A 26492-nucleotide genomic window follows, 5' to 3' on the forward strand; every position below is an offset into this window, starting at 1 on the left:
ATACCCTCTTGACATCCTCGTAATTATTTCTCAATCGTTTAATAGCACATTCCTTACATCTGTTCCCACTTCTAAAGTTCGAAAGGGTGACTTCTCCCTTATTACCACAAGAACATATATAAAATAGTAAAAAAATATGAAGAAAACAAAGTAGCAACTAACTTAAACGAATTGGGGCCGAAAGTTTCTTAGAGTAAAAAATTTGACTTCTTTTATGTCGAAGTTTATTCGTATATTTTCGTTAAAATCTGGTGGTCCCCCATGCACATCAACCTAAGCTTAAGTAAGAATAAATTCTTGCCGTGTACCAAGGCATATGATGCAAAAACAGCAATTTATCTCACGAAATTAATCTGTTCAAAATCATAAAGAATTTATCCATCAGTTGCTTGAAATTACTGTGTAAACCTCGATTTCACCAGAAGTCCGTATAAGTGCTTCAAGAACTTAATATATTTGCACTAGAACTAAAAATAATCTCCTTAGATAAACAGATTCTTATTTTTTATCTGTCTACCTAAAGGAGTTAGATAAAAATTCGGTTTATATTTGAAATAAAAAATTTTTAAAAAATATAATAATTCTTTTTTCTTTATTAAACAAAAAACAAAAGTACGACAACAATGCTTGGCTGTTTTACTTCATTAATAGCGATCTTTATTAGGATCCCCACCACCAAGAATATCAAATACACGTTTCGCTAAGTTTGTATTTTCTTGTAAACCAGAGAATGCGTACTTTCCTGGTCCATACGCATATACACCTACATCCTCACCAGTATGACCACTAGTCGTCCATCCTGTATGAGAGCGTACATCAAAGATTTTCTCAATTGCATTATCGATTTGTTTTACATCTTTTGTTAGAGCTGCTTTGTTTACTGATGCAATTTCTTCAGGCGTAAATTCTAAATCAACATTCGTTTTTAATGTTTCTTCGACACTTGCCCCATTCACAATTAACTTTGCCATAAAATCTGGGGTACGTTTCGCTGATTTTAAAACGCTTACATCAAAGTTGAAGTTGCCATCCACTCCAACAGTAAAACCACCAGTAGAATGATCTGCAGTAGCTATAACTAACGTTTCTTTATCTTTTTTTGCAAAATCAATCACTGCTTTGAATGCTTTTTCAAAGTCTTCCATTTCACTCATTGCTGCAACTACATCATTATCGTGATTAGCCCAGTCAATTTGGCTACCTTCAACCATTAAAAAGAAACCATCTTTGTCTTTGTTTAAACGGTCAATTGCTGCTTTTGTCATGTCTTCTAAGGAAGGCGTTTCTATATCGCGGTCAATTGCTTTATCTAAGCCTCCTGGTGCAAATAAACCTAAAACTTGCTCATTTTTGTCATTTAATAATTGCTCACGATTTGTTACATAGCTATATCCTACTTTTTTAAACTCCTCTGTTAAGTCCCGGTCATCACGTACAAAATTATCTAAACCACCACCCAGAAGAACATCTACTTTATGATTACCATTCACTTTTTCATCAAAGTAATCATTCGCAATTTCATTCATATTTTTACGGCTTACATTGTGTGCACCAAATGCTGCTGGCGTTGCATGTGTAATTTGAGCAGTCGCAACTAGACCTGTTGCTTTTCCTTTTTCCTTCGCTTGTTCCAATACGGTTTTTACTGGTTGTTTATCATTATCCACCGCAATTGCTGCATTATATGTTTTAACCCCTGTAGACATCGCTGTTGCTGCTGAAGCTGAATCTGTAATATTTTCATGCTCATCTTCCGGATATGTCATTTGTGTTCCAATAAAATATTGATCAAATGATGTTTTCTCCATTTCTTTTGTATTCGGATTGTCTTTCATATAACGGTGCGCTACCATGGAAGAGGGACCCATCCCATCCCCAATTAAAACAACTACATTTTTAATTTTTGTCCCGCTAGCTTCTGCAACTTTTTCATCTGAATCTACCACACTACACCCTATAGTAGAAGTAAATACTAAAGTCGATAATGCTAATAATGGTCCAGCTTTCTGCACAATCTTTTTCATATTAAATCCTCCTCAAAATTGTTTTAATTTACCATTACTAATGTACATTACTTTTTTTGTAAAAGTCAATATAATAATCTGAATATTAATAATTTTAAATGTTATTTTAGTGTTAAAACTAATACATATAATTAAGAATAGTTATTTAAATATCTAAAAGATTTTTTTAGGAAAAATAGTGCTAGTTTTTATAATGTCTTCTTTGTTTCCTAATTTTTCCATTCCGTTTCTTGTAGTAGTATATCAACCATTTAATTTTTTCCGTAACCCAAATATAATGCCTGAAAGCAATAAATATTGACAGTATCACTGTCAATAAATCAATTATGCATAAATCAGTCTCTATTTATAAAAATATTCTGTTATTTAATTGAAAAAAACGTCAGGATATTTTAAAATTAAAATTAAGCTTTGAAATTTAATATATTAAAAGATAATTATTAGGAGGTAGGAATTATGTCTTTTTCAAATATATCAATAGAAAAATCTAAAATCACAGATTCGTTAGAATTAAGATACCTCTCATCAAAAGATTCTGAAAGTTATCAATCGATGAGACTGCAAGCTCTTCAACAATACCCAGAGCGCTACTATCGGGATGTAATTGAAGAACAAGACCGGTCAAATGAGAATGTATGTGAGATTCTGAAAGATAGAAATAAAATAGGAAACTTTATTTTAGGTGCATTTTATAATGAAAAGTTATGTGCTATTCTAGGATTTCATCGATACGAACCTATACATATTAATCATAGGGCTTACCTTTATGGATGCTATATTGATAACTCTGTTTGCGATGAAGAAAAAGTTTATCATTTACTCATCCAACGAATTTTAGATGAAGCCCTACTAGTTCCTAAACTTGAGCAAGTAGAAGCGACTACAATTCTTTTGAAGGAAAGTAAAATTTTAGAACAGTACGGATTTGAGCAATATGGTTTTTTACCTAAATCTATTAAGGTAGAAAATCAATTCTATGATGAATTCCTCTACAAAAAAATTATTAGGTAACCTTTAGTAGACATTACTCTTTTAGGTTTTCTATGTATGGCTAATAATGCCCCATTTTGTTGAAGTACCTTAAAGAACTCTATTGAATTTAAAATGTTTTTTGCATGGTATGAAACTATGTCAAAAGTCTCCCTTCTTTCATCTACCTCTAAATACAATTTCCACCACCTTAATCCTGTAAATTATATTTAGAGGTAGATACTTTATAAATAATATATTAATAAAGTACTACAGGGGCTCATAATACCCACCCATTAGCATAAGAAGGTAAATTCACTTCAAAAATAAATAAAGAGCTGTCTGCTCAAAGTAGCTAACCATAGAAAAAGAAGATTTTCATTTTAAGGGTACTTCAAAGTCTTAGCTTGATGGGCATGCAACGATGCCATTTACTACATCTATACCCACCATTTTTCTTGTGGAATTAAGACTGTCTTAATATTAAAGTTTTTCTCGAACCAATCTTTCATCAAAGTTTTATGGACAAGATATTCTGATGCTGAGTGGGAAACACCGATTAAAGACATTGAAGTGTTTGAAGCGTATTCCATTACTTGTTTATATTTTTTTTTACCATAATCATTACCAATATGGCAATGAATTTCACCAGTAATATAGGCTTGGATACCATTTTCTTCTGCTTTTTTCATCCAGTCTACTACATCTCCACAACCAGCAACAATCGCGATCCTTTGAATGTCTTCTAATTTTTTTCCCTCAAAATCAACATAAGGAATTTCAAAAGTATTTTCTAAAATGGAAATCAGATTGGTAGTTGTTGTTTTTTCAATACTACAATATAAGACATATTCATTTTTTTTATTTAATGTATTATCAGCAAGAATTTGTGCATTTAGTGCTTTTGCTATTGCTATATTAGTTCCTAATTGCTTATGACAATCTAAGGGGATGTGGCAAGTATAAACCGATATATTTTTCTCTCTAATTTTAGTGATATATCTTTCTTTTATTGGTAAGAATCCTTTTCCCCATTCCCCTTTTGGGTCGCCGCATTCCATCAACAAGGGATGGTGCATAAATAATAAGTCTCCACTATTGCTTTCCTCTATAAACCGTTCTAATACTTTATCGGTAGGGAAAACAGCAAGAAAAACTTTCTCAACAATTGAACTCCCTTTTAACATCAAACCATTAAATAATTCGACAAAGTCTTTTTCAAAACTGGTTTGCCACTCAAAGTTTAAAGGTTCATAAACCTTTGGAATGAATCGACTAAAAGAAGAATCTTTTCCAAATGATTTTATGTCAAGTTCATCGTCTAATTTAGAGACTATTTCCTTTAGTTCAACCATAAAATTATTCCCCCAAATAATCCAAATTTTATTAATGTATTACAAAAATAATTCCGTTTAGTGTTAGTAGTATTTTAACATGCAATCGAATATCTATTATAAAAAATATTCCTTATTTTTCAAAAAATGAAGTGTGGATATTTTGAATACAAACTATCCTTTAATATAAAGTAATTTTGTCTGAAACCAAGGAACTAACTTGTTTTAATTCCTAAGTAAAAGTTATTGTAGGTATATAAAATGGTAGCAGCAATCTGAGCATATTTAGGATTTAAGTTGGTATAGCTATAAATTTCTTCATTATCCTTTAGAATTAATAAGAAGCATTACAATAGGAGTAACTTTTCTCCGAATCATTTGCATAAAATTATTTGTAGGTCTATCACCAACTTCAGAGATTTTACCCAAAGTACTAAAAATAACATTTTATTTAAATAAGATAGATTACAAAAGAGGCATTTTTGTTATAACTCTCTCCCTTCAGGATGAACTACGACTATTTGTCGAAGGATTCTAAAGATATGTTACACTTAGCTGCCATGTAGATCCGGCTTAATCAAAGGGACACAAGTAATTTTTTAGTCTGATAATGTAATAGGCTGTATCGTTACAATAGGGGAATTTACTCAGTCCTGAGAACTTACATGAAAATTTAAATATAAAAGTAGTTTTGCTATATATATTTTTCTTTACCGTTATAACAAAAAAGGAAAGAAAAGAAAATTTATAAACACCTCTTCTTTGCTTTCCTGCAAATTTGTATCCAAGGTACCTATTTACAGTGTGGAAATTTTTCAACTTTTAAGTTGGGATAAGAGATACTGATGACAAAACATTTAATATGGATTGCTTAAATACCTTACGACTGGAGGGGGTATATATTTATAATAGATGTTACTTTTTATTGAAATACTTAAATGAAATACAGAATATTTTTTAATTGAAATTAAATACAAATATATATATAAATTAATGTGAAACAGAACAAAAAAACATTTGAATTAAAACATGCTTATATTGGTGATAAAAAATAAATTCAAAAGCGACATAAGAAGATTGTAGGAAAAGGAAAAGGAAAAAGAAGAATGGAGAGAAATCTCATCGGTATAAGAAGAAAACAGTCTTTGATATTATGGTGTTGTCTATGAATAAAAAAACAAGAAAACTACATAATTCTTAAAAATGATATCCATCTATGTTTATTTGGTATGCTTCTTTTTAAGAAAAAAATAGCGTTTTAAAAGTGTTTTAATACCTTTTTTGTTTTATTTCTAAAGTTGATGAATATGGGATAATGACAGGGTTATTGTACAATTTTGGGAACAGTTTTAGTAAATAATATTACTATTTTATACAATTAAAGGGGTTTACTTAGCCGTGTATAGTAAGAACCCTGTCATTCCCCTTAGCATGGATGAATCGTATTGGAAGCATTTATTAATTGAGAACTATACTACTCACATACAATCGTGAAATTATAACTTCCTTTACCTTCATCCAATTTTTCTTTATATATTTCCCTAACTAATTCTCCAAACAACAATTTATAATGGGAATTTTCTATAAAATGATTTAATAGGTTTAAATCTTTATTAGCTAATTCCAAACTGAAATGCGGAGTGAATTCATTTTTAATAATGCTATCACCAAATCTATCCAGCATTTTACTTCCTGCAGATGCAGTTTTTAAAGAAGAAATAAGGGTATTAAGATCTAAGTCAGATAATTTAGCGATTTTTATTGCCTCACCAATAATTGCTATATTAGAGAGATGTATCAATTGGTTAATCAATTTTGCTTTATGGCCATTACCACACTGATTAAAAAAATAGATATTTTTTCCTATTGTCTGTAGTATTCTCTTAATAGGTACATTAATAGAACTTTTTGTTCCAGCGAACAACGTAAGATTACCATTCCTTGCATCTTCGATTGAACCTGATACTGGGGAGTCAATATATGTAATGCCATCACTTTTAAGATCTTTTTCTAGGTTTCTGCTTATAGTTGGATCACCAGTAGATAAGTCAATAATCACTTTTGGTATCTTATCTCTCAGTTTATGGATGACTGCTTGAACATCTTTCGGTCTAGGTAAACATAGAATTAACGCATCTATACTTTGGAAATCACTTTCCTTTATGAATTTTCCACCAAAAGGGATTATTTTTTCCATACCTTTTTTACCATGGCCGTCTATTAATGTGCAATATATATTATAATTAGAGGCAATTAAATTTTTCGCTATAGGCAATCCAAAATTACCCAATCCTATCATCAGTATATTTATTTTATTCATTTTTCCTCCTAAATAATAAATAAAGTTTCATTTATATTTTCATATTTAAAACTACATCTTTTTAAATAAAAAAAGATACAAATTGGAATATTTATGTGAATTTTGATGGGAAATATATTATAAAATGCTATATCAAATGAATTGAAATTTTATTTGATATTAGAAGTTTTTATTTTAACAGTATTTATATAATCGTTTGCTTTCTCATAAGTATTTTGGTCTCCTTTAACTACAATATATCCGACATTCCGAGTTTTTGTTTCTGTAATTATTGAAATAGTATCTCCTATTTTTTTCTTTAAATTCAATTTATAAATTTCTGGATTATTTTTGAGTGATTCTGGAATTATAATGTCATTTATTTTTCCAGGTTTGGGAGTGAGGAAGCAAATACTAGCTTCTAGTTTTTTTTCAATTGTATCTAGAGAGAGTGTCTCTTTACAATAAGATTCGACGGCTAAACTAAATATATCCAAATTTGTAGATATTTTTATTAACCTAGGTATAAGGTCTCCACCAGGTCTTAAGTGAGATTCTATTAATATAGGACCTTGTGTGGTTAACTTGATTTCAGTGTGGCTTGGACCCGATTTAATTTCAAGAGAGTCTAGCAATGTCTTTACATAATTTTCAATAGATTGTTTATCTTTTTCAAGTATAGGGGCAGGGAATGTGTGGCCTTTTTCTACATATGTATTATGACCAAAATCGTTATGCCCTAAAATTTGTTTTTCTGTAATACCTAAAATATGGTGTTTACCTTTAAAACTTACTGCTTCTACACTAAATTCTTGCCCTTCTATATACGCTTCCATTAAAATGTTAGATAATTCTATCCTTTTAAAATATCTTTCAATCTCATCAATGCTTCCCACTTTATTAACATATTGACTGCCTTGTGAGTCTAACGGTTTTAAAATAAATGAGCTGTTATGTTCTTTAAAAAAAGCAATAGCTTCTTCAGATGAAGACACAATTTTATATGGTATAGAATTAATTCCATGGTCTTCTAAATGTTTTCTTGTCAATCCTTTATTTTTGAGTAGTTCAACACTTTTTAATGGATTAATCTGTGTAGGGTTTCCGATGTTAAATTTTTGAGATAAATAATGAGCATGGTAAACACCATCATTTGTATCCGTTAAAGATATGATAGCTTTAATATTGTGTATTTTACATAGAAGACTCACATAGGCTTCAAGGTGTTTTATATTTTCTAAAACAATTGTAGATTCAGATAACATAAAAGTATCACTGGAGGGATCCTTAAATGCATATGTCTCCTTCAATAGTATATTTGTCACTTTAAAGCCTTTATTCTGAAGTGACATCAAATGCCATTTATCCCCAAAAATCAGTATAATGTGGTTATCATTCATAGTTAATTCTCCTTTATAATACAAAATAAATATAATTATTGATTATACGTATCTTTTTTAATTTCTATGCTAGAGGGAAGTTGCAGTGATTTTTTTGCATACAAAAATACTAGCATAGCTATAATAGCCAGAAGAAAAAATACTTGTCTATTACCAAAATGGTCTGATAAAAATCCGGTGATTATAGCAAAAGTTGGAGCTAATGAAGAATAGACAGTCCAATTTAGACTTTGCACTCTACCTATATAGTCATTATCGACATATTCAATTAATAAGCCTCTCCTATTAACACCTTCAAGCATTACTGTCAGTCCTAAAAGGAATAAGCCAATAACCGCAATAAAAAAGTTTGGTGCAGATCCTATAATTAAGAAACTAAACATAAATAGTAAAGAGGAATATGTAATAGCATTTTTTCTAGTAAATTTCTTATTAATAATAGATATACATAAACCCATAAATACAGCACCTAGGGCATACGAGGAATCTAGTAATCCATACTCCTTAACACCTAAGTGTAAGCTTTCTTTAGTATAAGCACTTAATAAGGAATTAAGAACATGTATAGCGATACCAGGGAAAAAGCCAATAATAAAAACGTGAACTAAGAACTTGTTATTGAATATATAGTTTAAACCTTCTTTAAAATCAGAAAAAAATTGCTGATATATATTTTTATGGGTGGAATCCTTTTTTATATATTCATATTTCATAAAGGCAAATAATAGAGCTGATATGGAATATGTAAGTGCATTAACATAAAAAATATATTCAACAGAGGTTTGACTAATAATAAATCCTGAAAGACCAGAACCAATTATCATACCTAATTGCAGTAGAGTTGCATTGGCACTAATAACGCGTATTATTAAATTTTTAGGTATGGATGACTTTGTTAATCCCGATAAAGCTGGATGGAAAAAATTACTTCCTAGTGTAAGAGTTATAGCTACAATATATAAATGCCAAATTTTAAGGTCTCCAAATAACATAATCGCAGGAATAAATAAACACACTATTGCTCTAAATATATCCATGGATATAATTATTAGTTTCCGGTTAAATCTATCTGCTACTACACCAGAAAAAGGGGACGCTATCAGTCCTGGCAATGTTCCTAGGGCAACAATTACTGCTACAGATCCAGCACTTCCAGTTAAAGAATAACCAAGCCAGGAAAGGCCTATAAAGTACATACCATCTCCTATCGAAGTAATTCCTGTTGCTAGTATAAATAAAAAAGAGTTTCTGCTTTTAAAAATTTCCATATTCTAATCAATCCTTACAGGTTACTTTTAATAATTTTATTTGAAAAATTCCTGTATATCATTTTCTATTCCATTTGTTAAGGATTTAATTTCATTTCCGATTGCTATAAATTTAAATCCTTGTTGGGCATACTGTTTAGCAAATTCTATATTATATGCAAAAATACCCGGTATCTTTCCGGATTTTAAAGTCTCGTCTAATATTTTATTTAGTGCTTCATTAAATTCTTGACTTGTAAAATCTCCTGGCGTCCCTAAATCAGAAGCTAAATCTCCACAACCAATAAAAATCACATCAATACCTTGCACACTAGCAATATCTTTAATATTTTCAATTCCTTTTAAAGTTTCAATTTGAATCATACATAAAAGATTTTTATTTGCTTCATCTAAATAAGTATTTGTATTACTAAAATATCCTGTAGCACGAATAGGGTTTATTCCTCTTTTTCCATTTGGAGGGTAATAAAAGGAATCGACTAATTCCTGAGCCTCCTCTCTAGATTCAATCTTTGGAACCAAGATTCCATGAGCACCTAAATCTAAAAAAGATTCAATATAATGTTTTTTTAGAAAGGGTATTCTAACAAGAGGGGTAACATTTGTACCACTTAATGCCTGTAATATGTGTAATGTACTTTCTTTAGAAGCGGTAGATGCTTCTAAATCAATCATAATCCAATCAATTGGTAAAGTTGAACAGGCTTCAGCGATCATCGAATTATTTGAAACATGAAATAGCCCTATAGTAGTCTGATTTTTCGCTAACTTCATTTTGGTTGTATTCTCGACTTTTTTAAGTGGATGCATAATTATCCTCTCCTGATATAAATAAAATTTTATCCCATAGCTGTTTTTTTATTGCTAAATATCCGTTGCTTTCATTTTTTTTATATAATTTTCTGGATCTTTCTCCTGGAAGCAAGACACTTTTTTCTAAAGTTTCCGATTCATAGAGATATGAAATTAAATCCTCAATATCTGAAAGGACTTTTTCTACACTTATCCCCAGAATATCTGGTTTTATAGCAATAAAAAGACCACCATTACCATCGTTATCTTTCGAACTCTCTTGCGAAAACCCTGAATTTGTAAGGATACCAGCTAATATTTCTACTGCAAGAGCCAATGCATATCCTTTATATCCATAGTTTTTACCACCCAGTGGAGCCAAAAATACTTCTCTTGGTTCTTTGTAAAATTTATCTGGATTGTTTACGTAATTCCATTTTTTATCAATCAAAGTTTCGTCACTTAGTGCTTGATTGTATATTTTGTGTTTTCTGATTTTTCCTTCTGCAGCATTACTTGTACTCATATCTATGACAATCGAATCAAATAAACTTGTTTTTGGAAAACCTATAGTGATGGGATTAGTACAAAATCTACCTTCTGTTCCTTTCCATACAGGAACATTTTGTCCTCCCCCCATATAATTTACAAATCCTAATGTTATAAATCCCTTACTTGATATCTGTGAGGTCAAATGACCTATTCTGCCCAAATGATTACTTTCTTGAATCCCTACAATTGCTATAGATTGTTTTTTTAAAATTTCCAAGAGTTCTTCTATCGCATAATTTAATGTGAGTGCTCCAAAACTTTTATTTCCTATAACCATGCTGGACAGATTGCTTACTTTCTGTATTGTAGGGGATGATTTTACGGAAATTAAACCGTTTTCTATTTTTTTCACGTATTCTAATATTCTTAAAATCCCGTGTGATAAGTGCCCCTCCATTTCACTAGTGATCAAGTGACTTACAACTATTTCCGCAATGTCTAAAGGAGTACCCTTGTTTACTAGTAGTTTCAAACAGACCTTTCTTACATAGCTAATTTCAAGTTCAATAACGGATTCTATATTGGTAATATTAAACACCTTCTTTTTTGAATAATCCTAAAAAAGTATTCTTAATTTACTCAGATAAGAAAGATCTTAAGTAATTTCAACTATACTTACGTATACAGTTGAAATTCATTTCTTAACATATAACCTCTTAGAGTAATTTTATTTCGTTCAAAAGAGTAGCCAGTTGGGCAGCTTGTACATAATTATCTCTTATAAACATTCGAATTTAGTATTTTACTTAAGATTTAAAGTTCTTCTAATTCTCTAATAGTATTTACAACTTCATCTATAGTAAGCGTGCTAGTATCAATAGTCTTTAAACCTTTAATTTCCAAAATTTCATCATTTACATGTAACCATTGTTTTCTTTGATATGAATTTTGAGGTTTAATATCATTCTCAATTCTATTAATTATGATTTCTTTGTTTGCTTGAAGTCCATATATTACATATTCAAATTTTTTGTTGTCACTAATAAAATCTATTATTTGTTTATAAATCCCCTCAGGTATTAATACACCAGTAACTATAATTAATTTATAGTTATGATTATGGAAATTTGTAATACAAGATTTGAGATTTTTACCTACCAATTCATAGAAATCATCGTCTATTTTAAATGGCTGAATACCTACGATATTATCTGTATCAATTAAAGCCGATCTATCAGGACAAAAATCTATTAATTTCTTACCTGTTTCTGTTTTCCCTACACCAGGAGCACCTGTTATTAAAATCAGTTTTGTTTTCATATTTTTATCCCTCATTTTTCTTATACTATATCCTTCTAGAAAAAATAGCTTTATAGCTTGTTTTTTCACCTGTTAATATACAGTTTTCTTCACTGTCCATTTCTGTAAAACCTAATATTTCTCCTTTAAATAAACTTTCTACTTTTAGGCAACATTCTTTATTAAATAATAAAGGAAATATCTTTACTTTATTTTTCTCACTGTTTATTTGCTCTATATTATTTAATTCTAGTAACTGATTTTTGTAGAATTTATCCATTTTTTGTTCAAAGGTAGTTCCTATTTGTTTTATTACAGGAGAAATTGAGTTTAATACATCTTCCATGCAATCAACATATAGTATTGCTTCTTCTAAAGTATCAGATCTTGTTAATATTATTTTATATTTGTCAGTACTATGCCTTTTATCCTGAATAAATATTTCTAAGGGAACCCCTTGTATCTTATTTTTTTTCCTGTTTTTAAGAATTGTTTTTTTATCATCAGTAAATACGGACTCTACTCTGTATTTAGCAGATACAATATCTTTAAATTTATAAATTGGATGATCGTTAACAACGTTATATTTCTTGAAAATGATAGATATTTGTGTAGGAGATAAATCTGGGTGAATGAATAAATTCCCTTCAACATCTATTCCAAGCATTAAATGAGCTAAAATAAGTCTTCTAGTTACACAACCTGTGACTTGTTGTGTGTAATATTGCTTGTTAGCATTTTTAAAAGTAATATTATATGCCCTAGAAAATACCTCCCCTTGATTGTATAAAGTTGTCGTTTGGACTGTATTTCCAGTTGGTAATGGTACATCTCCACCAATTGACCATTCAAATAAACTTTCATTATTGGTCCATGGCGGGCGAATTGTCCATAAAGTTGGCACATACAATTGGTTTGATATTTCACGTAACATTTTGAAATACTCTTCTATAGTTAGAAGGGCTTGACTTTTCTCTGAAAAACAGGAGTGAAATTCGAATACATCACCCGCTTCTAATGAACGAAAAACCCCTCTTCCAGCATGTTTTCCAGAAGAGAATGGTCTGAAATAACTGGTTCTTCTATACATTTTTATAGGTAAATCAGAAATATTTTTAACTTCTTTACTCCAATGAGTATAAATGGTAGCTTCTCCAGTTGGACAAAGTACTCCTCTAGGAGTACTTTGTTCTAGTTCTGAATCACTTGCAATATATAAAAGTTTATTTTGTAGACTGAAAAAATTTTTTTCAGCTTCAAAAATATCTAAAGGAGCTGTTACAGGATATGAATATTCCTGCATGTTATACTTTTCGAAGGCCGCTTCTATATATTTTGAAAATAATTTAATTAATTTGACTCCATAAGGTAATAAAACCAGATTGCCTGGTAAATTAACAGCTTTGTTATCTAAAATATTGGCTTTTTTTAAGGCAGAAGAAAATTCCCCCTGTGTATAGTAGTTTTCTTTTGCAATAATGTCATCAATAACTAGCTGTTTTCTTTTTTTTGCATCCCATTTCAAGAAATCTTTTGTGCTATGTTTTTGGCGATGAGTTTCAGTCTCAATATTTTCTACAGAATCAATCAACTTTGGAAATATCATGTATATATCACTTCCATGTATACGCACCCAATTCTGAAATACATAATCTAAATTTACCAGTTGGAGATTCTGGCATTTTATTTAATTTTTCAAATTCTAGATTGTATGGAAAACCTGTATGATGATGAATTCTATTAGTAATTTCATCTAAGATACTTTGTGATACCCCATTTGGAACATACAATCTAATTAGCAAGTGATCTATTTTTTGTTGAACAACTTGGAACCAATGTATTTCTTTGAAACGCATAAATAAAAAGGAGAAGAAATAAGCATCTATATGTTCTCCACTTGGTGTTAATATTAAATCTTGAATTCTACCATGTACATCAGACATTCTAGGAAACCCTAGACCAGAAGAGCAATAACCTTCTAAAGGAGAAGCTAAATCACTAGTTTCATATCTTATGAGTGGCATAGATAAATTATTAAGGGTTGTAACAACAATACGTCCTTTTTCACCCGGTTGGCAATCTTCACCTTTTTCATTTAAAAACTCTACAAAAACATTTTCTACTTGAATAAGATTACCTTCATGATTAGGACTTTCATGAGAAATAATATTTGTTTCTCTACTACCATATTTATCATATACCTCACAATTAAATATTCTGCGCATGTCTTTTCTCATTGCGATAGGTACAGGTTCTGAGGTAGCTTGAATAGCCTTCAAACCTTCTATTTGTAAATTTTGTTTTTCAGCTTCCTTTGCTATCAAATACATTGCATTAGTGTATGTACTTACTAAGTAAGGTTTATATTTACATAACTTTATTAAAAAGTCACTAATTAAATCTTTACTTAAATTAAATGTGTTGAATTCTTTACGATTGGTCATCAAATTTTCGGCTTTATCAATAACTTCCTTGAAAGACCAATAAATTTCAGATCCCCATAGTAATACAAAAGGTTTTCCCAAATCCCAATTATTACACCATTGATATGTACGAAGTTGATGTGCTTTCATCCATAATCTAAAATTGACATCTTGTTTAAATTCTGCTCTTCTCCCGGTAGAACCACTGCTGAAATTGGTTTGTAGGGTATCATAATCAGCTTCTGTTGAAACCAACATGTTCTGATTGTCTAAAAGTTTTTCTCGTGTTAATAAAGGAAGTTTCTTTATATCTTTAAAACTAGATATATCATTTGGGGTGATATCTCTTTCTTCAAATAAACGCTTATAATAAGGTACAGTATTATATGCATGCTCTATGGTTTGTTTGAACTTTTCAAATTGAAGTTCTTGGAGCTGTTTAGGAGTCCACCATTGTGTTTCATTTAACCATTCGAGTCGCTGTTTGATTTCATTTCTGCCCCGTAAATCTTGTGTTTTCCAGTATAAATATTTGGCTACTGTTTCTGGCATTTTCATCCTAAACATCTTCCTCTTTCATGAAATTGAGTATACCTTTGAGTATATTGAAAATATATTTTCTCAAATTCTTGATAAAATGAATTTGAGAGATAGTTTTTTGCCTTATTTAATAATGTTGTTTCTAAAGAGCCATTAAACCAAGCAGCTAGTAGGGAAGAATGGCTAAACGGGGATGATACATCTTCAATTTGAAAATTATCATCCCAATCATAAAAGATAACAACTTTATTTTGATTAATAGCATCACCAATAGTATTAATTAATTCTTTTGGGCAAATTTTTTCCAAGTTATACAAATAAACCGGACAGTATATCAAAAAACGAGCCTCTAAGAGATCTATTATTTGATCTCCATATAGAAACTGTGTATTTTCATAGTAAAAATCTTTATTTTCTCTCTCAACCATGGAAGGTCTTTTATATGGTTGTACTTTAAATAGATTAAAATCAGTTTTATTCTCTATAATCTTTAACCCTTGCCAGATACTTTCAATAGAATGAGAAAAAAAGTCATTCATTTTTGGAACTGGGTATGTAAGATACTTATTGTAGTTAAAAGGGTTAAAGCTTTTATATTTTTTCATAGATTCTGGTGCTACATCAGCACTATCAATGCAAAGGTATTTATTATTATCAAGTAATAGTTTTTCCCCTGTTGCTCTATCTACGGCCATAGTATTAATAAGATCTAGTACCTTACTCATACAACTACTCCCCTTTGTAATTGCCAAGATAATATAAGTTTGAATCTTTATCTTTTTTAAGTATAAGATTATTTTCTGAAATTAATTTTTTATTCAATTGTCTAGCTGTACCTTCATTAATTAATTCAAATTCTAACCAATGGCAATGTTTATTCTGCACTTCATATAAATATGTTTGGGAGGAGTATTTAAATACATCTTCTTGATATAAACCTTTTATACGATTTAGTGAAAATGAAGATTCTTTACCTTGTAATTGTAAATATCTTACTTTACCATCTTTAATGTAAACATCAAAATGGTCGTTGTTTTGTACTAAATTCCATTGTTCACGATCATGTTGATATTTATTTTTACGTTCCCAATCTTGGATATGGATACCATATTCTTCACCAGCTAACTTAAGCCAATTAGGGATTTTAGCAAACGGAACTACTAATGTTGTTACACCCATTTTTTTATATATATTTAATTCATCAATTCTAGGAAAGTCCGTACTATAAGCTACATAATTTGAATTTTGTTCTTGTTGTTCATGTCCATACTCCTCATATAAATTGTAAGCCATTCCCCATTGATCTTTTTTATCTGTTGTTACTTCATTTAGTAATTTATGTGTTTCAAAAACTAAACGACCTATAGTTACATCTTGTTTCCCATCTACTTTATCTTGGATAGGTTTTAACCAATCACCATGGGTCTTAAATGAGAAATCATATTCTAAATCTTCTTTTTCAAGCATTAAAGTTGGCATGTTATTTTTGGTTAATGGAGCCTCAAGTTTTTCATTTTGGACTTCAAATCCATTTTCTTTTAAGAATTTAATTCGTTTTCTATTGTTAGAAAGTAATAATACCTTTTTTATATTAAATTTGTTTAAAATGAATGCAACAGGATCATAACTCCTTGCATCTACAGGTTTATTTAATCGTCCATATACACCATCAGTATCTAAATTTTCTAATTGTCTTAGGACATATATATTAAAATGAGCTTCTATCCCTAAACCGCGTGCGTCTTGATCAATTCCATAGATAACCATTCCTTCCCCAAGACTATGAATCCGTTCTAGGGCTTTATCTAACTGATAACCACAATCACATTTATCAGAATGGAATACATGTCCAAAGATACAAGCTGATTCGATACGTAGTGGGATGTGTTTATTTGGGTCAATATCGCCTTTAATAGATGCAACCCATCTATCTCCATTAAATTCAAAATACCACAAATTGAAATCGGAATATTCATTATTTATTTTTAAAGGTAGCTTTACTGGACCATGAATAGTATTAGGTTTTATTATATTTTTTGTTGTCATATCAAATTTCCCCTCCATTTTTATGTTGCAAAAATATTGAGGTAAACCCATATGGTTTTACCTCAATATCAAACAAATTTATTTTTGGATAAACGTTCTATTTAGCATTGGGTGATTTTCATCTGATGGACCCCAATCACTGTCAGGATGATATGCCACAATTTTCATATGGTTGTTTTCATCTGTATGGAAACAATGCTGCTTCATTTCATCTAGACAGAATACAGATCCTTCTACTAAATCAATCGTTTCTTCCGGAGTAATACATACACCTTTCCCTTCGATAACTAATCCTAAGCGAACTGATGGGTGGATGTGCATTGTTTGATGAATATTTTTTGGGAATACCAATAAATTTAAGCAAGGATCCCCTAAACGTGGAGGATATACTAATAAAGAATCACTACATCCATCAATGTAAGCTAAACGGCCTCTTTTTTCTACAGGGCCTCCGATATTAAACGGTCCATTAAAACCATATCTTTCATAGAATACAGCAGATCCATTTCCACTGACTTCAATTTCTTCGTTAAAGCTAAAGTAGTAACCTGTTTCTAATTCCCATTCTTTTTGACCTTTAATTTTGACGGTTCCACTTTGAACATATCCATATGTAGTTGAAGTCTTAGCACCTACTTTTAAAACTCCCTCTCCAGTGTAACCAATTAATTTACTAGGATACATACCTTCTGTGACATCAAAGATATCTCCTTGGTGTAATTTTTCAACATGAATTTCTCCAGTACCTACTTTAATCGTTGTTTGTTCTAACACAAAAATTCCCCCATCCTAATATTAAATTATTCAGTAAATTTCGAATACAAAATATATTATATTCGAAAAGCAGTAATATGTAAACATTTTTGTTAAAACTATACAATTAAAAAGTTATAATTTTTCCGCTCTTTTTTTAAAAATATTTTTGTTGCTAATCGCGCTTGTCTTTTATTTTTTACTACAATTAATATCTCATTTTTTAAAGATAGCTTTTTAATCTCTCTATTTAAAATAGAAAGAGGAATATTTTCTGCTCCTATAAATGGTTCATTATATGAAGTAATAGAGTCTCTTACATCTATTATCTTAAAATTTCCAATGAAATTTTTTTTAAGAGATATCTTCTTCAAAAAAAACAATGGCAGTATTAAATGTTTATATACTGAATAAAAAAGAAAAAAGAGTAATGTAGAAATGAAATAAATCATATCCCCCCACCTTTTCACAAAAAATACAGAAAGTTATTCTTTATATTGTAGGCGATTCTGAAAGGAATTTATTAAATATAGGTCTAAAAGGTTTCTTTTCAGTATATTTTCGTACATCATTTATTAATTGTTCAATAGACATATATTTATCATCTGTATGCCTGCATTTGAAAAAATAATTTTCTGTTTCTAATTCTTTTTCTCCCACAACTAAAGTATAGGGGATCCATTCTTCACTAGCCATTTTAATCCGCGATCCTATACTTTTCCGAAACCTATCGTCGATATCTACTCTAATATTACTTGCATTTAATATTTCGAAGATTTCATCTGTTTTTTGAGTCATTTGATTATTTAATGGAATTAAACGAACTTGAGTTGGTGCAAGCCATATGGGCATAACAGGCTTTTCCATTTTAATTGCTCTTTCTAAAAAAATACAAATCCATCTTTCTATTGAAGCTAAAGAATGATGACAAATTGTACATCCGTGTTTTTGCCCTTCTTTTGAAGTGTGCGATATACCGTATATATCAGAGTTGTCGAAATCTAATTGTGAGTTGAAAAATTTATAATTATTATCATCGTAAAAAACATGTTTAATTGCCCAATAATGTTTTTTAGAAGAAATTATTTCAATTAATATTGGTGAATCTATATAGATTGCTAACTCTTGAATTTCTTTTTTATATTCTTTATAAAATTTTTCTTCAACAGTAAATTCAATTGCAAATTCTATTCCGAGTTGTTTGGAGTAATCAGCTTGAAATTTAAAAAAGGAACTATATTCTTTCCATCCACTATATAAGTTTTCACATATGCTATGAATATCGAAAAAAGAAAATGACCTAGCTCTTTTTATGCCATTTAATTCTCCTCTTCTTTCATTTCTGAAACTGTTTGTAAATTCATAAAATCTAAGGGGTAAATTTTTATATGAAATTTTCATATCTTTTAACATACTAAATAAACCAAGGTCACCCCCAAATCTTAAAACATAATCCTTATCTTTATTATGTGTACTAACATAATACAATCTTTCGTAAAATGTTCCTGCTTGACTTTTAATATCATTTTTAGACCAATCATACATAATTGGGGTTTTTATTTCTGCAGCCTTTAAAGTATTAAGCAGTAATTCTTCCTGCCAATCTTTAATAAGACTAAATATTAAAGATCCTTTAGGATAATATCGTAAATGGCCACTATCTGACGCTGGTTCGTATCCTATCCATCCAAACTTTTGTATGTGATTATTAACGTTATCTTTCTCTGAATTAGCCGCTTTGGTTAGTTTATGCTTTACAAGCTTATATACTTTTTTATAATCCTTAATATTGTTTAAATTATCTTTATTTATAACAATTTCTTCCCCGCTACTAGGAAGTAGAACGATATGTTTTGATGTTATATTTGTTACAACTTGATCCCTGTTTAGCAATTCCTCCATCAGTTTTAGCAAACCTCCCTTAAATCTTAGTATTAAAAATTCAACTTAGTATTGATTTCTTTTTTTACTCTGTCAATAAATGTTTCGATATTAAGTTCACCAATGTTTTCTCCATCTCTTCTTCTCACACTGACAGTTGAATTAGCTAGCTCTTTTTCACCGATAATAAGCATATAAGGGGTTTTCATTAACTGTGCCTCTCTAATCCTCGCATTCAAACGACCGTCATATGAGTCTGATAATTCTGTTTTTATGTTATTTATCTTTAATTTATCAACAATAAGTTGAGCGTATTTATCAAATGTCTCTGTGACTGGGATTACTTTAACATGAAGTGGAGACAACCATAAAGGAAACTTCCCCATTGTATGTTCTATAAGTACTCCCATAAAACGTTCTAGCGATCCATAAATAACCCTATGAATTACTATAGGATGCTGTTTATTTCCATTTGAATCTACATAAGTACAATTAAACCTTCTTGGTAATTGGAAATCTAATTGAATAGTCCCCATTTGCCATTTTCTTCCTATCGCATCTTCCATAATAATATCTACTTTAGGACCATAAAAAGCTCCATCACCTTCTTCAATATAATAATTTTCTTGTCCCACCATTTCGTTTAGGAGTTCTTTTAATGTATTTTCCGCTGTATTCCAACTTTCTAAATCACCTATATAATCTACAGGGCGTGTCCCTAACCTGAAAGTATATTTTAGGTTAAATATTTCATAGAATTTTTTAGCAATTGCTAAAATGTTTTTGAATTCTATACCAATCTGATCTGCTGTCAAGAAAATATGAGCATCGTCTTGTTGAAATTTTTGAGTTCTTAATAAGCCATGTAGAGAACCTGAAGATTCTTTCCGGTGTAATACATCTACATCAGAGAGCCTTAAAGGCAAATCCTTATAACTTCGAATTTTCAAGTTATACACTAACATTGCATTTGGACAATTCATAGGTTTTAATCCATACGTACTGTGTTCGTCAACAGGAATTGTAAACATATTCTCTCTATAATGATCCCAGTGTCCAGAGGTTTCCCAGAGACTCTTTTCATTAACTAATGGAGTTGATATCTCTTGATAACCATTTTGTTCATGTTCTTCTCTCCAAAAATTTATCAATTCGTTTAATACTTTTAACCCATTTGGTAACCAATATGGCATACCTGGAGCTGTAGGATCAATATGGAAAAGCTCCAATTCCTTTCCTATTTTCCGATGGTCTCTTTTGGAGGCTTCTTCCACTTTCCAAATGTATTTTTTTAAATCTTTTTTGTTAAGCCATGCTGTTCCATAAATACGAGTGAGCATTGCATTTTTATTATCACCTTTCCAATACGCACCTGATGTTTTTAAAATTTTTATTGCACTACTATCAATTTTTCCTGTCGATTCTACATGAGGTCCTCGACATAAATCATAAAAATGATCTTGCTGATAAATTGTTACCTCCTCATGACCTTTAGTGATTAAATCATTAATGATTTCTAATTTATATTTTTGATTTTCAAACTTCTTCTTTGCTTCTGAAACTGTAATATTTTTCTTTTGGAACATATGATTTTCTTTTATGATTTCTTTCATTCTAGATTCGATCCACCCAAGATCTTCTTCATTTATAGAACGTGGTAATAGAAAATCATAATAAAATCCTTCTTCAATAGGAGGGCCTATAGCAAACATTATTTGATCATTAAAATCAAATCTTTCTTTTACAGCCTGAGCAAGAATGTGTGCAGCGCTATGGCGAATCTTAAATAACAATGGATCATAATCTTTTGGTATTTCGTATTCTGTTGACTGTGAATTATTATTCAAAAGTACCTACTCCTTTTTTATATTTATTATTTCTATAAAACATAATAACCCATTTATTGTAATTAAATCAAACGAATATTCTAATTTAATAAAATGTTCAGAAAAAGTATTTACAATTAATTTAAAATATTGTATTATTTATCTAGACGCCGGTGTAGCTCAGATGGTAGAGCAACTGAATCGTAATCAGAAGGTCACAGGTTCAATCCCTGTCGCTGGCTTTATTGAAATTATTGAAAAAGCATTTTTACTAAACTAGTAAAAATGCTTTTTATAATTAAAAAGGGAGTATAGATATATGAAAACATATATTATTTTAGATCAGAAAAACTATTTTAAAGGGAATTTCCATGAGTTTTATAATCCGAAAGAAAAACGCTTTGTATTTATTTTAAATGACAGATATTATTCATTATTCCCAGATGAATATAAAAATATTTTTGATGAGTTAGTACACGTAAAAACCCTTAACTTTAAGGAAATTAAGCCGATTATAGAAAAAGAAATTAAATTAGCTAGTTCTAAAGAAAATGTGTTTATTGTATGTACAAGAGAATGTGATTTATTACTAGCAGCTGAATTGAGGGAATATTTTAATTTAAAAGGGCCTAAACCGACTCAAATTAATCCATTTAGAAATAAAATTGTAATGAAAAATATATTAAAAGAGAATAATATTAGAGTTCCTTCTTTCCAAAAACTATCAAATGAACTAAAGGATAATAAGTATTTAGCATCAAAATTCAGCGATTTATCATTTCCACAAGTTTTAAAACCTATCGAGGGAGAAGGGAGTAAAAATACTTACATCATAAAAGATATTCAACATTTCATTGATATAATAGAATATAATGATATTGATTTAGATGTCTATGAGTTGGAAGAATTTATTGAAGGTGATTTTTATCATTGTGATTCTGTTGTTATTAATGGAGAAATTCTAATTTCCGAAGTAAGTAAATATACCTATCCCAACTTAATGATAATGCACGGAAAAAATGTTGGAAGTTTAATCTTAGATGAAGAAGATCCAGTTAGAAATAAGGTTCTAGAATTTAACTCTAAGGTACTAAATGCTCTAAACACCCCGGATTGTGTTACGCACTTAGAATTATTTTTGACTAAAGAAAATGAATTAGTTTTTATTGAAATAGCTGCTCGACCAGCAGGAGGAGGGATTGTTCCCTCAATTAGGGATGCAATTGGGTTAGATTTTAATAAGATTATGTATCAAATTCAATTTGGAGATCCCATTGAGATTTCTGCTTTCAAACAAAGAAAGTATGCTGGATGGATTAAATTCCCAAAAACTGATGGTATAGTAAAGAAAATTAATATTCCTTCTCTACAAAGCGAAGCAAATATACAATGGCTCGTTGATATAAATCAGGAAGTTAAAAATACAACAATATCCTATGAAGTTGCTGGTATCATCAATCTTTCATCAGATATAAAAGAATATGTTGAGAATGATATGAAATTATTAAAACAATTTAAGGGTGTAGAAATAACTTCTGATTCTATTGGCTAAACCACTTTTTAAAAATCGGGTTTTGATTTCCTGATAATTTGTAGATTATAATGCAGTACTAAATAAGGTTCTGGTGCAAAAACTTCAAGATAATTTCAAGTAATCTCTAAATCTTGGACATACTGATACTATTACTCTAAAACAGGTGCTTAATCAGTATGGTCCTGAATTAGACAAAAGAATCCGTCGTCATCTCAAGCAAACCAATGACTCTTGGAGAGTTGATGAAACATATATAAAAGTAAAGAGTCAATGGATGTACCGATTCTGTTGCAAAGATTGCATTTATTTGAAAGAGGTATATAGATTCCTAATGGAATCTATTCTTATGCAGCCATTCCGAATAGTTGATGAATAAACTTCATTTCATTTTGGCCAGACTTGTCTCGTAACATAAGTTGGCCTTTTTTAATGATATGCATCGCTTCTATTTCTGAAAGAATAGATGTAGCTGTACGAAAAGACTTCAATCCTAACATTGAACGTACTCTCTTTTTAATAAAACGATGATCTTGCTCTACAATGTTATTCAGGTATTTTACCTGCCTTATTTGGATGCCTACAGGCATCTTTTTCTCTTTCTTCAACTCTTCAATTGCTATAGGATAGGCTGGGTTTTTGTCTACTGTAATCACACGGGGCTTTGAAGCATGAAAAGACCGCAAAGATTTCTTGAAAAAACGCTTTGCAGCCCTATGATTTCTTGTTTTGCTTAAATGAAAATCAATTGTATTTCCTTTTGAATCAACAGCACGATATATGTACATCCATTGACCTTTGACTTTCACATGCGTCTCATCGACTCACCAAGAATCATTGGTTGACTTCAGATGACGTCGTACTCGCTTATCTAATTCGGGACCATATTGATGAACCCATCGCATGATAGTTGTATGGGAAAGGGATAGCCCGCGTTCTTCCATCATTTCGACTAAATCACGAAAACTGAGGTTGTACCGTAGGTACCATCTCACGGTTAATAAAATAATATCCGGTTGATAATGTTTCCACTTGAATAGATTTTGCTTTTCCATACCCATCACATCCTTTTTAGAATACTAGTATCAGTATGTCCAAGTTTAGGAGGTTACTTACAAGCGTTTTGGAGTGTCTGCACCAGAACCATTCAATTCTTATAAATAGAGAACTTTTTAAGATGGAGAACAAAAATTGGAGAAACTTTTAAAAGTAATTTCCGATAATAAGTGATTATGTAAAAAAAATAGACTGGATCTAGCTTTTTCTTTTTTTGTTTACCGGTATCCCAATCTCTTTATTTATGGTGTTTTGAATGTATATTTTTGTTAGTGGTTTTGGAGAAAATGAACAAATTGCGATAAAACTAATAAAATCAATAATTTGAATGTTAACTAATGGCTAAAAGTTTACTTTCGGTTTTTGAAACATTTATAACTAATTTTGTAATAAATTTCTCAATATAAATATACTTGTTAATTATGGTATTAATATTCAAAATTAACAAAAATTAAATTATAATAAAAATATGATGGTTATCACTTTTGTTTACTCCTTGTGCTAAAGATAAGATTGTGTTCCCGATCTTATCTTTTTTCTTTGTAGATTTTTGATACAAAAAAAGGAATCCTTATTTATAATAAGGATTCTGCAACAAGAAAGAACAAATATATAATAATAAAAAGAATTACTTATATTATAATTCAATAATAAAACAAAGAATATTGAGAAGATTTAGAATGAATTGGATGTCACTACACGCTTAATTATAATTGATTAGGAGTTGGAGTAGTAATCTGTCATCTATTCCTGTTTTAAAGAAGATTGATCTCAATCTTCTTTTTTTTGGGTGTTTTTGCCTTTTGCCTCGAAAAAGGCAAAATAATTATTTAAGAATTGTGGAAATTGCTTGCTTGTAGACTAGTTGTTGCTTACCATGAACCATCATAAGAACAGTAAATTTATCCGTTGCAAGGATCTGCCCACCTATGGGAAGCCCATTCTTTAAAAATATAGTGATATCCCCTTTTTTCTCTTTTAATTGTTCATACATATCTTCTTGTAAGTTATACATGAAATACGCCCCCTATTTTTATCTACTTTTCTTTTAATACTTGCTACTATACAACAATCGTATCACATTTAAATTTAAATACCGCTCTAGGTACATATTTCGCAAGAAATCTATCAAAAATATAAATAAAATGTCCATTTTACATGAAGTAGTACCCCTAAAAAGTAAAACTAAGTTCATGTTTTTCTATAATTAGTAAAATAGACAGTTAAATATTCATATAAAAAACCCGTTATATCAGTACATACACATGATACGACGGGTTTTTATGGGCTTAACATTTTCATACTTTTGTAAAACTCATTTCGACAGTGAACATGTTCAATCACCTACATTTATAAGTTCACCATTCACACCAAACATTTGTCCATCTTCATCAAGCTTCATTTTATAGATAGAACATCCCTCTTCTTATGAAGAGGTTTTTCAAAAAAATAAAAAGATCCGCTCATTTCAGCAAAGCTAGATCCAATAAAGCGAGGAAAGGGAATGATCTTAATGGATTATTTATTTAAATATTCCATCTATTAGAATTTAAGAAAAAAATTATAATTTCATGCACTCGTTTATACAATACTTAAGTATGTAAATACCTAGAGAAGGGATTTCTCATGAAGAAGGTGTTATCTGTTATGGGATCGTTGGTATTCGCAATGACGGTGTTATTCGGATTTGGTGGAACAGCAAGTGCAAATAGTTTTGGTTGGACTTACTTCGAAACAGAAGATGGAAAATGGGATGGAAATGCAATTACCACTACTTACTCACAACCAAATGTGGAAGTACATCTTGGCGCTGACGGCCGCGCGCCTTATAAAATCGGTGGTACTCGTGTAGATGGGCAAACCTTGAGAGTGCGACTATGCAATCCAGTTACAAAGGCTTGTACATCCTATCAATATTTTGGTGGCAGTGAGGGTTTATATAGTACTATTTTCACAGGAATGAAACCAGCTGCTTATAGAATTGATATTATTGATCCTTTTTCTTCCTACCGAGTTAAAGGGTATGTGGAAGCTGCAACATTTTCTTGGTAGTAGGTAAAAGCTATAAAAGTAAATAATGTAAAAAGAACAACTTTTAGTTGTTCTTTTTACATCCAAAAATCATCATAATGAATATTATCTTTTTTTGTAATTTTCTTTAAGGCTCTTACGATCTTTTGTGCATTCTTCATTGTTGGTGCGAATGCATCTCCCTGGCATATTCGACTTATTGTAGATTTACTTACTCCGCTTTTTTCAGCTAACTCTTGCTGAGTCACACCGTTTTTATCCAAAAAACGAGCTATTTTCGAACGTCTACCTTTCCCTAAGTTAAGCCAATTCATTTTGATCACTCCTGTATTTAATCCATTAGTACAAGAATGTCCAAAAGTTTTATTTTTAAAACCTCCAGAAAATTGGAATGTTAATCAAGCAGTGCGAAATACCTTTTACCATACCAAACAAATTACGATTCACTGTTCCAATTTGATAGCCTTTTAAAACTTCGTTTCACCTATTCCAAATAGAACTCGCTCACAGAATGATGCTTCAGACATT

21 protein-coding genes, 1 tRNA gene and 2 pseudogenes are annotated in these 26492 nt (G+C 30.3%); 5 read left to right on the forward strand and 19 right to left on the reverse strand.

Features of this window, described 5'->3' with window-relative positions:
• Positions 1 to 644 precede the first annotated feature (644 nt).
• The gene (locus ACUXVC_RS27820) at positions 645 to 2024 is read right to left on the reverse strand and encodes an alkaline phosphatase (protein WP_098661790.1); all 1380 of its coding nucleotides are present in this window, start codon (positions 2022 to 2024) and stop codon (positions 645 to 647) included.
• A 456-nt stretch (positions 2025 to 2480) separates the two neighbouring features.
• On the opposite strand from ACUXVC_RS27820, the gene ACUXVC_RS27825 reads away from it, so the two are divergent.
• The gene (locus ACUXVC_RS27825) at positions 2481 to 3035 is read left to right on the forward strand and encodes a GNAT family N-acetyltransferase (protein WP_446026160.1); all 555 of its coding nucleotides are present in this window, start codon (positions 2481 to 2483) and stop codon (positions 3033 to 3035) included.
• A gap of 398 nt (positions 3036 to 3433) precedes the next feature.
• Here ACUXVC_RS27825 and ACUXVC_RS27830 read toward each other — a convergent pair whose 3' ends face one another.
• From ACUXVC_RS27830 to thrS, 15 genes are all read right to left on the reverse strand, one after another.
• Entirely contained in the window at positions 3434 to 4348 is a 915-nt protein-coding gene (locus ACUXVC_RS27830) for a Nif3-like dinuclear metal center hexameric protein (RefSeq protein ID WP_446026161.1), read from the reverse strand.
• 1453 nt (positions 4349 to 5801) lie between these two features.
• A complete protein-coding gene (locus ACUXVC_RS27835; RefSeq protein ID WP_098661786.1) occupies positions 5802 to 6647 on the reverse strand; it encodes an NAD(P)-dependent oxidoreductase in 846 nt (281 codons plus the stop codon).
• Positions 6648 to 6796: 149 nt separating this feature from the next.
• Positions 6797 to 8026: an ATP-grasp domain-containing protein gene (locus ACUXVC_RS27840; RefSeq protein ID WP_446026162.1), complete on the reverse strand. Its 1230-nt coding sequence runs from the start codon at positions 8024 to 8026 to the stop codon at positions 6797 to 6799.
• Between the two features lie 35 nt (positions 8027 to 8061).
• Entirely contained in the window at positions 8062 to 9294 is a 1233-nt protein-coding gene (locus ACUXVC_RS27845; RefSeq protein ID WP_098661784.1) for an MFS transporter, read from the reverse strand.
• A 36-nt stretch (positions 9295 to 9330) separates the two neighbouring features.
• On the reverse strand, positions 9331 to 10104 hold the full coding sequence (locus tag ACUXVC_RS27850) for an HpcH/HpaI aldolase family protein (protein WP_098661783.1): 774 nt from the start codon (positions 10102 to 10104) through the stop codon (positions 9331 to 9333).
• On the reverse strand, positions 10091 to 11176 hold the full coding sequence (locus ACUXVC_RS27855) for an Ldh family oxidoreductase (protein ID WP_098661782.1): 1086 nt from the start codon (positions 11174 to 11176) through the stop codon (positions 10091 to 10093). The genes ACUXVC_RS27850 and ACUXVC_RS27855 overlap by 14 nt, the downstream gene beginning before the upstream one ends.
• A gap of 215 nt (positions 11177 to 11391) precedes the next feature.
• On the reverse strand, positions 11392 to 11967 hold the full coding sequence (locus ACUXVC_RS27860; RefSeq protein WP_446026163.1) for a hypothetical protein: 576 nt from the start codon (positions 11965 to 11967) through the stop codon (positions 11392 to 11394).
• Positions 11924 to 13468 (reverse strand): aminoacyl--tRNA ligase-related protein, encoded by a 1545-nt coding sequence (locus ACUXVC_RS27865; RefSeq protein ID WP_446026164.1) that lies wholly within the window; start codon positions 13466 to 13468, stop codon positions 11924 to 11926. The genes ACUXVC_RS27860 and ACUXVC_RS27865 overlap by 44 nt, the downstream gene beginning before the upstream one ends.
• Positions 13469 to 13490: 22 nt before the next feature.
• Positions 13491 to 14858: a phenylacetate--CoA ligase family protein gene (locus ACUXVC_RS27870; protein ID WP_375853538.1), complete on the reverse strand. Its 1368-nt coding sequence runs from the start codon at positions 14856 to 14858 to the stop codon at positions 13491 to 13493.
• Entirely contained in the window at positions 14855 to 15565 is a 711-nt protein-coding gene (locus ACUXVC_RS27875; protein WP_098661825.1) for a DUF6939 family protein, read from the reverse strand. Before ACUXVC_RS27875 ends, ACUXVC_RS27870 begins: the two co-directional genes overlap by 4 nt.
• 4 nt (positions 15566 to 15569) lie before the next feature.
• Positions 15570 to 16886 carry a hypothetical protein gene (locus ACUXVC_RS27880; RefSeq protein ID WP_176544107.1) on the reverse strand — a complete coding sequence of 439 codons (1317 nt, stop codon included), beginning with the start codon at positions 16884 to 16886 and terminating at the stop codon, positions 15570 to 15572.
• 78 nt (positions 16887 to 16964) lie between these two features.
• Positions 16965 to 17660 (reverse strand): hypothetical protein, encoded by a 696-nt coding sequence (locus ACUXVC_RS27885; RefSeq protein WP_098661823.1) that lies wholly within the window; start codon positions 17658 to 17660, stop codon positions 16965 to 16967.
• Between the two features lie 98 nt (positions 17661 to 17758).
• Positions 17759 to 18091: a rhodanese-like domain-containing protein gene (locus tag ACUXVC_RS27890; RefSeq protein ID WP_098661822.1), complete on the reverse strand. Its 333-nt coding sequence runs from the start codon at positions 18089 to 18091 to the stop codon at positions 17759 to 17761.
• A gap of 40 nt (positions 18092 to 18131) precedes the next feature.
• Entirely contained in the window at positions 18132 to 19541 is a 1410-nt protein-coding gene (locus ACUXVC_RS27895; protein WP_098661821.1) for a His/Gly/Thr/Pro-type tRNA ligase C-terminal domain-containing protein, read from the reverse strand.
• 32 nt (positions 19542 to 19573) lie between these two features.
• Complete coding sequence (gene thrS / locus ACUXVC_RS27900; protein ID WP_098661820.1) at positions 19574 to 21367, reverse strand: threonine--tRNA ligase; 1794 nt, start codon at positions 21365 to 21367, stop codon at positions 19574 to 19576.
• Between the two features lie 148 nt (positions 21368 to 21515).
• On the opposite strand from thrS, the gene ACUXVC_RS27905 reads away from it, so the two are divergent.
• The 3 genes and pseudogenes from ACUXVC_RS27905 to ACUXVC_RS27915 all read left to right on the forward strand — a co-directional run.
• A tRNA-Thr gene (locus ACUXVC_RS27905) sits at positions 21516 to 21588 on the forward strand.
• Positions 21589 to 21665: 77 nt separating this feature from the next.
• Positions 21666 to 22898 carry an ATP-grasp domain-containing protein gene (locus ACUXVC_RS27910; protein ID WP_098661819.1) on the forward strand — a complete coding sequence of 411 codons (1233 nt, stop codon included), beginning with the start codon at positions 21666 to 21668 and terminating at the stop codon, positions 22896 to 22898.
• Between the two features lie 106 nt (positions 22899 to 23004).
• A pseudogene (locus ACUXVC_RS27915) lies at positions 23005 to 23178 on the forward strand (IS6 family transposase); the annotation flags it as partial.
• A gap of 46 nt (positions 23179 to 23224) precedes the next feature.
• Here ACUXVC_RS27915 and ACUXVC_RS27920 read toward each other — a convergent pair.
• Both ACUXVC_RS27920 and hfq read right to left on the reverse strand, forming a co-directional pair.
• Positions 23225 to 23932: pseudogene (locus ACUXVC_RS27920) on the reverse strand (IS6 family transposase).
• A gap of 827 nt (positions 23933 to 24759) precedes the next feature.
• A complete protein-coding gene (gene hfq / locus ACUXVC_RS27925) occupies positions 24760 to 24948 on the reverse strand; it encodes an RNA chaperone Hfq (RefSeq protein WP_098661818.1) in 189 nt (62 codons plus the stop codon).
• A gap of 611 nt (positions 24949 to 25559) precedes the next feature.
• On the opposite strand from hfq, the gene ACUXVC_RS27930 reads away from it, so the two are divergent.
• Positions 25560 to 25985: a hypothetical protein gene (locus ACUXVC_RS27930; protein WP_098661817.1), complete on the forward strand. Its 426-nt coding sequence runs from the start codon at positions 25560 to 25562 to the stop codon at positions 25983 to 25985.
• Positions 25986 to 26041: 56 nt separating this feature from the next.
• On the opposite strand, the gene ACUXVC_RS27935 is transcribed toward ACUXVC_RS27930, so the two are convergent.
• Entirely contained in the window at positions 26042 to 26278 is a 237-nt protein-coding gene (locus ACUXVC_RS27935) for a helix-turn-helix domain-containing protein (RefSeq protein WP_098661816.1), read from the reverse strand.
• Positions 26279 to 26492: the final 214 nt, after the last annotated feature.

It is taken from the genome of Bacillus sp. N6 (assembly GCF_052805735.1).